Genomic DNA, 11,246 nt, shown 5'->3' with positions numbered 1-11,246 from the left:
TCGCAAGCGCCGCCGCACCGATTCGTCCAATCGTTTCGTCACCATGTCTCGCATCCCATTCTGGCCAAGTATCGGTACAACGCATGAACGGCTCAACGGTTGTCATGATTTACGGAAAGATCAATAAGGTGAAACGCGGCTGATACGGCGCAACCGCGGCGCATCAGCATCGGTCACTTCGACAAGAGTCGTTGATGCGGCGCGGAGTGGGCCATGCACTGGAGGTCACGCGTTCCAATGTTGTTCTTTAACCGTTCCTCGCCGATCCGTCTCAACCTTGCCCTGCAAGGGGGCGGCGCTCATGGAGCATTCACCTGGGGGGTGCTGGATGCTTTGCTGGAGGATGGCCGCTTCAGTTTTGATGGCGTCAGTGGCGCCAGCGCTGGAGCGATGAATGCCGTGATGCTGGCTGAGGGGCTACGCCGAGGCGGGCGCGATGGTGCTCGTGATCTGTTGGCCACGTTCTGGACCCGTGTCGCTGCCCATGTGCCCATCGGGTTCATCATGCCCACCGACGAAAGGGCCGATGTGGCCTTGACCCCCGCGGCGCGCCTGATGCTGCAGTGGGCCCAATTCATCTCGCCGTATCAGTTCAACCCCTTGAACCTCAACCCATTGCGTGAGGTCTTGGGCGAACTGGTGGACTTCGACGCGTTGCGCACGACCGCGTCGCCCAGCTTGTTCATCGCCGCCACGCGCGTGGCGACAGGTCAGCTACACTTGTTCCGCAACCCTGAACTCGGCGTCGAAGCCTTGTTGGCCTCGGCGTGTTTGCCTAATCTGCAACATGCCGTTCAACTGGACGGCGCGATGTATTGGGATGGCGCCTTTGCCGCCAACCCTGCCGTTTTGCCCCTGCTATTCACAGGTGCTAGCGACACCTTGCTGGTTCTACTCAGCCCGCTCCAGTCGGTGTCGACGCCGCGCAGCGTGCAGGGCATCCGGGAGCGCACCCTGGAACTGGCGTTCACGGCACCATTCCTGCGGGAAATGCAGATCATTGCCCACATCCACGATTTTGTCGCCTTGTCGCCCATGCGCTTCGGTCGGCTGGAGCGACGCATCATGCGTTCGCGCTTCCACTTGATCGAGGCCCATGCGCTGATGCACGACCTTGCGGCCGAAACCCGACTGACCCCGCATTTGCCCTTTCTCGAACACTTGCGAGACCTTGGTCGCGAGCAGACGATGACATGGCTGGACCAACACCGCGCCAAACTCGGACGGCAATCCAGTCTGGATTTGTCTGCGCTGTTCGGTTGAACTTGTGGCAAGCCAATGCGGCTGATCCCATCCCTGCACCGCAGGTGCTCCGGAAGGGTCATCCGACTCCAAGAATCGGCCAGGCATGCCCCGCCCACGTCATGCGGCAGTCACACACAGGGGTTTCAATCACCTTTTATGTGACTTCACGTGGGGCGAGGTCGCTCCTGTGACACGGTCGTTCCCAGCAGAGCTCACCCACCTCGCGCAAGGCTATTTTGCGATCAAGGATCGCGTCCTCAATGATGTACGTCCCATGATTGAAAACACGATACCAGCAGCACCGTGGCACTCGGGGAGACAACATGCCCCCTGGTTCGTGCCGCCGGCGCGGAGCAAGGGGCCCGAACTTTCAGCCGATCCCCTGGCGATCGGGCTCTCGTTCAAAGCGAGTCATGCCTACGCGCAAGCTGCCATCTGGTTACGCAAGGCCGCTGACCACGGCAACTCGGTGGCTCAGTTCCATCTGGGCTTCTTGTATGCCCACGGTCAAGGTGTCTTCAAGGATTTCGTGCAAGCAGCTTTTTGGTATGGCAAGGCTGCAGCGCAGGGCCATGCCGGCGCACAGTGCGCTCTGGGCATCTTTCACAAACAAGGCCAGGGCGTGGCCCAAGACTTCGCGCAAGCCGCCCTCTGGTTCCGCGAGGCGGTCGAACTCGGTGAGAGCACGGCGCAATACCACTTGGGCGACCTCTATCAGGAGGGGCTTGGAGTTCCGCAAAACGACGCTCTCGCGGCCTTCTGGTTTCGTCAGGCCGCCGATCAGGGACATATCGCTGCCCAGTACCGCCTGGGCGTGATGTGCCGTGAGGGATTGGGTCTTCCCCAGGATTTCGCGCAAGCTGCGCGCTGGCTACAGCTTGCGGCGGAGCAGGAATATGGTCCGGCACAGCTTGAGCTGACCAGTCTCGTTCAAAGTGGTCAAAACGAACCGAAGAGTGACAGTCCCACGTCATTGCAGTTTGCCTCGATGGGATTTAACGCAGCGTGATCGTCACCAAGGCAGTGGGTTCAGAGTCCGTCATGAAACTGTCATCGTGCGGTGGTGAACTCGTGCAAGATTCACTCTACGTGCGCCGCTTTGCCGCGCCCTCTCCATGACGAATCCGGTCAAGCATCCCGTACTGCGGGTCATTTTTACTTTGCCTCCGTCCGACTGTGACGACTCGAATGCGCAGATCGTCACTGGCGATGAAGCCCTCCAGCGTTTACAACCCGGCGATGCCACGCTGTTGCTGCTGTTCGCGGTGTATGCGATGGCTGGACGACTGTCGGCACTCGAGCTGCTTGTGCCGCAACTCTCCATGCAAGCAGCCACAGCACATGAAAAATTATCCCACTCGTTTTTGCCGATGCGCGCCATGTCGCCTCGGTCGCACTCGCCGTGGCGCTGGACTGGACCGTGATGCAATGGATGTCGATCGCCGCGGCTGGGAGTTGCTGGTGGCCATCGTTGCTGCGGCGTTCTGGCAGGCGGCGTGAGGGCTCAACCCTTTCCGCCACTCTCCTTCTCCTTCATTTTTCGCCTTAGAATTTATCCATAAATAGGTAAACTATCGCTCCGAGCCGCTGGATGTGCGGCGTCGGAGCAGTGCGTTGGGCAAGCGAGCGGAATCCTGGGTGGTGACGGACGCGTTCTGGCAGCGCGTGGAACCGCTGGTTCCTCAGCGAGTCGCGCCGGAGGACAAGGTGTATCGGCGCAGGCCCGGTGCTGGTCGGCCGCCGAAGCCGGCACGTCAGGTATTCGAGGCCATCGTCTACGTGCTGCGCACGGGCTGCCAGTGGAAGGCGCTGCCCAAGGAGCGCTTTGGAAGCGCCAGCGCCGTGCACAAGCGCTTCCTTGAATGGGAGAAGGCTGGGTTCTTCGAGGCGCTGTGGCGAGCCGGGTTGGCCGAGTACGACGAGATGCAGGGCATTGCTTGGGCGTGGCAGAGCGTGGACGGTGCGATGATGAAGGCGCCACTGGCGCAGGAAGCTGTCGGACCGAACCGGACGGATCGGGGGAAAAAAGGGGAGCAAGCGCCACCTGCTGGTGGACGGCCGTGGCGTCCCGTTGTCGCTCATCGTGACCGGGCCAACGTCAATGACGGCAAGCGCCTGGACGAGGTTCTGGGCGCCATCATGGTCAAGCGCGAGAGCCCGCCGGTGCGCCGCCACAAGCACCTGTGCGCCGACGCGGGTTACCGCAGTGCCGACAACGCGCGCACCATCGAACAACACGGCTACATTGCCCACGTCGTCGACCGCCGCAAAGAGGCCGACATCAAGCGGCGCGACCCGAGGAAAAAGGCGCGGCGCTGGGTTGTCGAGGTCTGCCATAGCTGGTTCAACCGCTTTCGCAAGCTGCTCGTGCGCGACGAGAAGCTTGCGCGCAGTTTCCTCGCGCTCAACCACCTCGCCGCAGCCATCATCGCCTTCCGGAAAGTACCGTTGAAGCTCAACATAATTTACGGATGAAATCTTAGGAAAAAAGCCCTTACTTCGCCTTCTTCGGCCTGCCAGTCTTGATCGCGGGGACGGCTTCCAGGGCTGCGAGCAAAGCAACATCCGACAGCGTTGCCAGCAAGGCAATGCCAGCGCGCAGCACTTCGCTTTTCTTGGCTGGGCGCTTCACATCCACCAGCCGATCTTTCAGCGCGTCGAGTACGGCATACTCGTTGCGCGGAATAGTGAAACTGTCGCGCACGAGTTTGAGCTTGGGGGGCTTGGCCGCGGACGCGGGCGTTGGCTTGACTGCCTTGGCGGGGGCGGTCTTGCGCCCAGGCGCCTTGACTTTGGCTTGCACCCGCGTTGTCGGCGTAGCCTTGACGGTTGGCGCGAGCTTGCCGGTTTTGCGCAGGACGGGCGTTGCTGCGCGCACCGGTGTTTGTCCAGCTTTACTGGTTTTGACGGAAGAGCCGGTATTGGCGACTTGCATGGCGAACTCCTGAAACAGGTAAATGGAGTAAACAGTTTATACCGTATATGCCAATATAGAAACATGACTCCAACACACCAGGGCGAACAGCGGCGTGACGCTTTGATGGCCACACATTCATGTGCAACGCCGAACACGTAAAGCCCCACGCGAATGCCCATCACCTCGCCGTACTCAGTCATCAGGCCACGCAGCGCGTTGATCTGCATCGTGCGCACCTTCACCCGTTGCTGACGTACACGGTGCATGGCTAGCACTGCCTGCTGATCCTCACTCTTGACCGCGACCGCTTTGCCGGGCTGCTGCACTGCGAGCCAGATCGCTCGGGCGTCGGCTGCATCGCTCTTGTTGCCGATGTTGAACGCCTTGACGAACCGCGCCGGCATGAGCCTGACCTGATGCCCGAGCTTGGGTGAGCTCACGAGCCCAGTGCTGCGCACCGCCGCATGCCTCCATTCCGATCAGGCACGGCGCGCGATTGACGAAGTACTGCACAAAGCCGGCGCGCTTGATCGCCTTGTTCACGATCTCCCCCGTGCCGCTATCGACGTGGTGCACCTGGAACACCTGCTTTGCGCTATCCACTCCAACTGGCATAAGCTGCATCTCGGATCCTCCGGTTTGCCTGTGAAGATCTCCATGATCTTCCTTCTTGGGCACTCTGATGCCGTCGGCCCGTGAGGACCCACCTGTCACTCGGTCAGGCTTCTCGCCCGGGACGCTGGGTGGGAGACGTTCATCTCGTTCACTCCAGAGTTCCCTCAACGATGAGGGGATGGAAAGTGACGTCCTGCCTGGACTTGACGCGGTCCGAAATCGGCGCGCTCAGCGCACCGTCACATCGCGGTCAGGGTGGGGGAATTTGGGTGGCCATCAGGAATGCGACCCGCATGAATGCTCACTTTTTGAGCATTTTGGGTGTGCCGATTCCCATGGAAAGCGTTATTGGGGAAACTGATTTCTGAGGGATTTGAGGATGCAGACGCCCGACTTTTCCCGCAGCCGCATCGACGCCATGATCAACCTGAACGATCCGCTGGCGGTGCTGGCCACGCGGCTGCCGTGGACGCAACTGGAAGCGGCGCTGGCCGTCAAGTTCGAGCGCCGGGCGCGTGACGGGCAGGTTTTTGAGAGCAGCGACGACTCTCGCCGCCCAGGACTGCTCCCCGGAGGTCGACAATTGTGCTCGTAATTGCTGGATATTGCAGGGGTTAGCAACTGTCTTTGAAGTCAAGCTGAAATAGGGATGCGCACGCGCTTTGTTGCGTTCCATGAAGCAGGGTTCCGGAGCATGGCGTTGAGGATGGTCAGCAGCTTGGCGCATGCAGGCGACGATGGCGACCTTCTTGGGCTTGCCCGCGGCGATCCAGCGGCTGTGGAAAACTTTGATCGCCGGGTTGTGCTGGATCGCCACCATCGTGGCCATGGGCAACCACCGCACGCACGTTGCTGCGGCCGCCCCAGATGCGGCGCTTGCCCTTGCGCAGCCCCGAGTCATCGGCCAGGGGCGCGACACCGACAAGCTTGGAGATCTGACGCCGCCCGAGGCTTCCCAACTCGGGCGGCGTTGCCGTCAAGGTCAGGATCGTCACCGGCCCGCGCCCTTGACGCTGTCCAGCAGTATGCGCTGGTCCTTGAAGTGCCGGTCGATGTCGTCATCGACTTCCCGGTCGATGGCCTGGAGCTGCTTGACCAAGGTCTTGAGAACGCTCTTGATGCTGCGCACCGACTGCTTGACAGTCGCGTGCTCGAGGGGATTGCCCTCGGCCACGCGCATGTCCACGAGTTGGCGCCGGCGCGTCATCAGCTCGGCCAGGTGCCGTCTGTGCTCATCGAGCATCGGGATGATGGACTTGGCCCGATCCTTGGGCGCGCCAGCAGGTCGGCGAAGTCGCACAGCGTGCGGGCATCGACCTGATCGGTCTTGGCCAACACCCCCATGGACTTGGCGAAGTCACGCGCCTGCCTGGGGTTCAGGCATGCCACCGTGATGCCCGCGCCTGGCAACGCGCACACCAGGCCGCGCTCGTAGCCACCGGTGGCATCAAGAACCGCCAGGTCCGCCGCGGCATCCTTGAACTTCGTGATCAGCTCGCCCACCCATTCACATCATTGACCACACGCTGATCGGCCGTGCCCAAGCAGACATCCAGATGCTGCCTGGGCACGCCCACACCCGCGTTGGGCCGTTGATCGCGATTCGCGACCCCACCTTGCGGATGCATGTTCATGATGGACAACTGTTCGGGCTACACGGTTGAGATGAAACGTGCCCCCGACAGGTGGCCGAGGGGCGTCTGTCGTCGGTTTCTGGAGCTTGCGTGCCTTGAGGAGGGCGTGGTCGGCGTCACGGAGCGAAGAGGCGCCGTCGCGATGTTGACCGTCGCGGAGAACCTGGTGGTACTGGATGCGCCGCCGTTGATCCAGCGCGCTGCTCGGCCTCTTGGGTGAGGGCCGCCAGGCGCTGGCGGCGTGCCTGGGTCTGCTGCGGCGCGCGCTGCGGCTCAGGGGCCCAGACCCGGCGCAGCCCCTGCCAGGAGGTCTGGCCGATCCCCTCCCGGCGGGCGTCCGCGCAGCGCTGGGCGTGGATCGGCTCGAGGATCGCGGCGCGCTCGGCATCGCGCCGCCCCGGCACGGCCCAGGATGAACTCCAGGGGCTGAGCGCTTGGGCCGACGCGCGGCGATGGCAACCCTTCCCGATGGTCTCCCAACGCAGCCGCCCGCGATCGGCCACCAGCACCACGCGCTTGAGCGGGTACGGCGACAGCACCTCGTCGACCACGCTGGACAGCGCCGGCGCCTCGGCCGTGTTGCCCTCCCAGACCCTGTGGGGCAGCGGCCATCCTTCGGCCGTCTGCACCACGCCGCGCAGGAACTGGCGGCGGATGTCCCCGTCCTTGGACAGGCCAACCTGGCGCACATCGCCCTCCAGTTCGCTCGGCCCCTCCACGCCCATGGCGGGCCTGTCGTCGAACACGACCGACAGCTCCTGGTCGATCAGCGGGCGCAGCAACCCGGCAAGCTGTGCCTGCACCTCATCCTGATGCCCGACCAGCGCGTCCAGCGCGCGCAGCAGTTGCTGAGGCGTGACCTCTCCTGGGGCGCCAACCGCGGCAGCGCCACCGTCTGCAGCCAGCGCAGGACGCCGAGTTCGACTTTCTCCACTTGCCATGGTGGCACCAGTCCCAGTGCACTGGTGAACAAATTATCGACGCCCAAGCTCATGCAACCCCCGATTGGATCCACGCAACACCAGCCTGCGGACATGTGGACAAACCGCTGAAGCAACTTGCCCACATGTCCGCAGGCCCCAACTGCCACCAGCTATTGTGATTGTTGCTTTCCACGCGAAACGGCATAGAGCCCATCTCGCCATATCGACTTGCGACCATTGCACACCGCTCACATTGGATGCCCGTAAACCGGTCGCCAACGAAAACGCTGCCATGTCCGCAAGACACGCTGGCAACTCGGCCAGGAGTCGTTGCGCCTCGTCCCGCGTCAAGAAGCGAATGCGCCGAATCGGCTCCTTCAGCATCCGAATCTTGGCTGCCTTGTCCAGCCATTCCCAATCGTGCTCGCACTTGCGCAGAATCGCGCTAAATCTCCTGGTCAGTTTGGAGCGATGAGCGATGCCAACCCCAATCTGCCTGAAGACTTGTCCGCCTTTCAGGATTACAAGATTACGGGATATGACCGATTTGTAATGCCCCGGTAGGCCCTCCGTCATGGTCGGCATACTAGAGTGGAACCCATGCTGAAACCGATTTCAGCAGGGCCCGACCGGGCCATTTCCCCTCTCGAAAGGAGTCAGTCATGAAAACCTGCAAATTTGTTCCGAGTCTGTTGCTGGCCGGCGCCCTGGTCGCGCCCCTGGCCGCGTATGCCGCACAGCCCGTTCACTCCGCCCCCGGCGAGATCGGCATCGTCTTCCACGATGCCCCAGGCACCCAAACGCGCGAGCAGGTGCAGCGCGAACTCGATGCCTTTCGCCGCAACCCCGTCTCGGCAGATGGTTATTGGCGCCAGGTCGGCGGCGGGATCGGCTGGGCAATCGTGCCCCACGCCTACAAACTGCAAAATGGACAGCTGCTGCACGCCGATCGCTTCGACCACAGCACTCCCCGGCCGGATCTGAATATGACGGCTGAAGAACGGCAGATGGCTCGGGAACTATACACCGGCGGTTGAGGATGCCACGCGTCCGGGCTTTGCCAAACGGCAAGCCACGCGGCTTCGTCGCGGCGCCCAGACCGGCTGTCGAGATGCCCGTCAGTCCGGCATGTCGGATCCGACGGGCACTCTGCTCGCTTTTCCCGCGCTGGCGCTCGCTGCCGGCAGTGGGCACGAACATTCGCAGGCATGAAGGGCATGCACGGGGAGTTCCACGGCGAGAGCGACTGGCTTGGGCATCCTGACGCCTCATCCCAAGTGACCCGCATCATCAAGGTCACCACCACGGACTTGACGGTGAAGGCTGGCGAAACCGCCGAATTCGAGGTCGCCAACATGGGCAAGCTCGACCACGAATCTGTGCTTGGCGAGGCTGCCGAACATGAAGATGGAGCATCCCAACGGCGTCAGTGTCGCGCCCGGAAAGACTGCTTCGCTGATCTGGACGTTCACCAAAGTCGGCATGCTTTTAAGTATGGCTGTCACCTCCCCGGACACTTTGCGGCGTGGGTTGCTGCCGGTCAAGTCGCCCGCTGAGTGCCCATGCAAAAGCTGCGCGTCATTCCGATCCTGATCCTGTTGCTGTGCGTGGCCGTCCCCACTGCCGGCTGGGCTTCGCTCATGAACGGCGCGCATTGCAAGCACACGACTCCATACGAAGCGGAAAACCTGCCTGGCGCCGGGCACGACGCCACTGTGCAAAGCCCGGAAGCTGCCCACGGCAGGGGCCATGACGCTTCAGGCGAGCCCGCCAGTCCCGGCAGCCCGAACGACTCCAACGCGTGCAAGTGCGGCTGCAACAACGATGTTTGTGCCTCGTCCTGCGACGGAGCTGCGGCATTTTCACGGCACGGGCGTTGCCTCCTCGATCCGGGCAAGCAAATTGCTGGCTCCATTGCGCCGTGGCAGCTTGCGATTGCGCACGGCAGGGTCTCGCTAAGACCCCCGATCTCCCAGAACTGAACCACTCGCTGCGCCGCCTCTTCGGGCGGGGTCGTGCCGCGTCCGCGGCATTGCGTTCAGTTGCTTGGGAGATTCGTCATGAAAACCTGTGTGAAATGCAGCAGCAAACAGTGTGAGGGCGCTGGCTGGAAGTGTCTCGTGTGTGGGTATATGCCGCCACAAAAAGACGGATTCGTGATTCTGGCACCCAATATGGTGGAGATGAATGACGGTTATCATGTTGCTTTATTTTCAGAATGCGCTGCGATAGAAACTCATCATTTTTGGTTTGTCGTGCGCAGAAAAATAATCATGGATTTTCTCAAATCCGAGTTTCCATATTCAACAAGCATGTTGGAAATTGGCTGTGGAAACGGGTTTATTCTATCGGATATCCAGAAAAATTTTCCGGGCCTGACGCTATGCGGCAGTGAGGCCTCGCTCGAGGGACTGCACCATGCGTCGACACTCTCCGTCGAGGCAAATTTGATTCAAATGGACGCCAGATCCATACCATTTGAGGAGGAATTTGACATTATCGGAGCGTTTGACGTACTGGAGCATATCGATCTCGACGAGAGAGTCCTTCAGCAGATGTATTGTGCATGTAAACCGGGCGGTGGGATCTTCTTGACTGTGCCACAGCATCAATGGTTATGGAGCAGCACAGATGAATATGCTGGCCACAAACGACGCTACTCGCGCGCCGAATTGGTGCGCAAAGTTGAGGCGGCGGGCTTTCGCGTGCACCGCGTCACCTCATTTGTTTTTTTGCTCCTCCCCCTCATGGTGATTTCACGGTTGCTGCAGAGAAATTCGAAAAAATCAAAGAACCCAGTTGATGAAGGGTTCCGAATCGGGAAATTCACCAATCGAATCTTGCAAGTTTTGCTCGAAATTGAACGTTGGCCGATCAGGATGGGAGTTTCCCTGCCGATGGGGGGATCGTTACTGCTCGTCGCAAGAAAGCCCTGACTTTGAACAAACGCAGGGGTTGAACGGCGCCCCACTCGGCGTGCGCCAGTTCCGCAGGGATTGGCGCACCGCTGGCACACCATCAGAAGGCTTCCTCGCCAACGGCGGGGCCGAAATTCGCCTCGCCGTGCAGGTTTTCGGGTGTGATGCGGGCCAGCAACGGGTCGAATCCGTATTCCCCGGGTGCCCCGACTCAATGACGAGGCGGCCGCCCTCCTCGCCCTGATGGCCACCCAAACTGGCGGACTGAGGATGCCGATTCGATCTCCGCCATGCTCAGCCAGCTCGCGTGCTTGGGTGTGTCGTGGAACTGCACGCGGCGCAAGGGCTTTGCCGCCGCGCGCTTGCCCAGGGCATCGTCGAAGGACTTCCTGAAGTGGGTGTTCAGGTTGTCCAGCACCAGGTAAACGCGACGCGCCTTGGCGTACGCATGGGTCAACAGATCGCTGACGAAGGCAACGAAGTCGATCTTGCCCCGCTGCTGCGTGACTTCGACGATTCGCTGACCGGCCTTGGGCTCGACGGCCACGAACAGATGGGTCGTGCCGTTGCGCACGTACTCGTCGTCCTGCTTGGTCGGGCTGTGCGCAGCCATCGGCAGCGGATCGCGGCTGTGGGCGAGGAGTTGCAGACTCTTCTCGTCGATGCAGATCACGGGTTCAGCCTTGGACAGCGGGCGGGCGTACAGTTCAAGCAAGGCGTACATGCGGTGCCGGTCTTCCTCGGTGAAGGCGGCGATGCACCACATCATCCTGCGCCAGGTCTTGAGGTCGTTTTTTTGAGCATGCGCCGCACGGTCTCCCGGCTCACAGTGCCCAGGCCATGTTCCTGGCGGGGTCGTGCAAGCCAGCGCCGTCACCCGAGCTTTGGCGTCGGTGTCGTACTGGCGCGGCCGGCCCGATCGCGCAACGTCGAACACCGCCAAGTCGACTCCACCCTGCAAATAGCCGCCCGAGCACGCCACACGGCGGTGCGC

At 61.6% G+C, this 11,246-nt stretch carries 10 protein-coding genes and 4 pseudogenes; 9 read left to right on the top strand and 5 right to left on the bottom strand.

The genetic code is table 11. The annotated features are described in order from the left end of the window. Positions 1-213 precede the first annotated feature (213 nt). The 4 genes from ACYCUK_RS06215 (at position 214) to ACYCUK_RS06200 (ending at position 3,720) form a co-directional block, all read left to right on the top strand. Complete coding sequence (locus ACYCUK_RS06215) at positions 214-1,263, top strand: patatin-like phospholipase family protein (protein WP_461593943.1); 1,050 nt, start codon at positions 214-216, stop codon at positions 1,261-1,263. A gap of 256 nt (positions 1,264-1,519) precedes the next feature. Next, positions 1,520-2,254 carry a tetratricopeptide repeat protein gene (locus ACYCUK_RS06210; protein WP_461593942.1) on the top strand — a complete coding sequence of 245 codons (735 nt, stop codon included), beginning with the start codon at positions 1,520-1,522 and terminating at the stop codon, positions 2,252-2,254. Between the two features lie 106 nt (positions 2,255-2,360). After that, positions 2,361-2,669: a hypothetical protein gene (locus tag ACYCUK_RS06205; RefSeq protein ID WP_461593941.1), complete on the top strand. Its 309-nt coding sequence runs from the start codon at positions 2,361-2,363 to the stop codon at positions 2,667-2,669. Between the two features lie 190 nt (positions 2,670-2,859). After that, the gene (locus tag ACYCUK_RS06200; protein WP_461593940.1) at positions 2,860-3,720 is read left to right on the top strand and encodes an IS5 family transposase; all 861 of its coding nucleotides are present in this window, start codon (positions 2,860-2,862) and stop codon (positions 3,718-3,720) included. A gap of 19 nt (positions 3,721-3,739) precedes the next feature. On the opposite strand, the gene ACYCUK_RS06195 is transcribed toward ACYCUK_RS06200, so the two are convergent. Both ACYCUK_RS06195 and ACYCUK_RS06190 read right to left on the bottom strand, forming a co-directional pair. Beyond that, the gene (locus ACYCUK_RS06195; protein WP_461593939.1) at positions 3,740-4,180 is read right to left on the bottom strand and encodes a hypothetical protein; all 441 of its coding nucleotides are present in this window, start codon (positions 4,178-4,180) and stop codon (positions 3,740-3,742) included. A 158-nt stretch (positions 4,181-4,338) separates the two neighbouring features. Then, positions 4,339-4,786, bottom strand: a pseudogene (locus tag ACYCUK_RS06190) (IS110 family RNA-guided transposase); the annotation flags it as partial. A 370-nt stretch (positions 4,787-5,156) separates the two neighbouring features. Between ACYCUK_RS06190 and ACYCUK_RS06185 the strand changes: the two are divergent. After that, positions 5,157-5,321 (top strand): annotated as a pseudogene (locus ACYCUK_RS06185) (IS5/IS1182 family transposase); the annotation flags it as partial. Between the two features lie 89 nt (positions 5,322-5,410). Here the strand turns inward: ACYCUK_RS06185 and ACYCUK_RS06180 are convergent. Beyond that, positions 5,411-6,405: pseudogene (locus tag ACYCUK_RS06180) on the bottom strand (IS110 family RNA-guided transposase). A 185-nt stretch (positions 6,406-6,590) separates the two neighbouring features. Continuing rightward, positions 6,591-7,333, bottom strand: a pseudogene (locus ACYCUK_RS06175) (IS1634 family transposase); the annotation flags it as partial. Between the two features lie 663 nt (positions 7,334-7,996). Here ACYCUK_RS06175 and ACYCUK_RS06170 point away from each other — a divergent pair. The 4 genes from ACYCUK_RS06170 (at position 7,997) to ACYCUK_RS06155 (ending at position 10,270) form a co-directional block, all read left to right on the top strand. Further along, positions 7,997-8,371: a DUF4148 domain-containing protein gene (locus tag ACYCUK_RS06170; protein WP_461593938.1), complete on the top strand. Its 375-nt coding sequence runs from the start codon at positions 7,997-7,999 to the stop codon at positions 8,369-8,371. A gap of 240 nt (positions 8,372-8,611) precedes the next feature. Next, complete coding sequence (locus ACYCUK_RS06165; RefSeq protein WP_461593937.1) at positions 8,612-8,890, top strand: cupredoxin domain-containing protein; 279 nt, start codon at positions 8,612-8,614, stop codon at positions 8,888-8,890. A gap of 6 nt (positions 8,891-8,896) precedes the next feature. Then, positions 8,897-9,316: a hypothetical protein gene (locus ACYCUK_RS06160; protein ID WP_461593936.1), complete on the top strand. Its 420-nt coding sequence runs from the start codon at positions 8,897-8,899 to the stop codon at positions 9,314-9,316. A 78-nt stretch (positions 9,317-9,394) separates the two neighbouring features. Next, positions 9,395-10,270: a class I SAM-dependent methyltransferase gene (locus ACYCUK_RS06155; protein WP_461593935.1), complete on the top strand. Its 876-nt coding sequence runs from the start codon at positions 9,395-9,397 to the stop codon at positions 10,268-10,270. Between the two features lie 193 nt (positions 10,271-10,463). On the opposite strand, the gene ACYCUK_RS06150 is transcribed toward ACYCUK_RS06155, so the two are convergent. Next, positions 10,464-11,189 (bottom strand): transposase, encoded by a 726-nt coding sequence (locus ACYCUK_RS06150; RefSeq protein ID WP_461593950.1) that lies wholly within the window; start codon positions 11,187-11,189, stop codon positions 10,464-10,466. Positions 11,190-11,246: the final 57 nt, after the last annotated feature.

This window comes from Thiomonas sp., from assembly GCF_054608695.1.
This window is presented reverse-complemented; position numbering and strand designations above follow the sequence as displayed.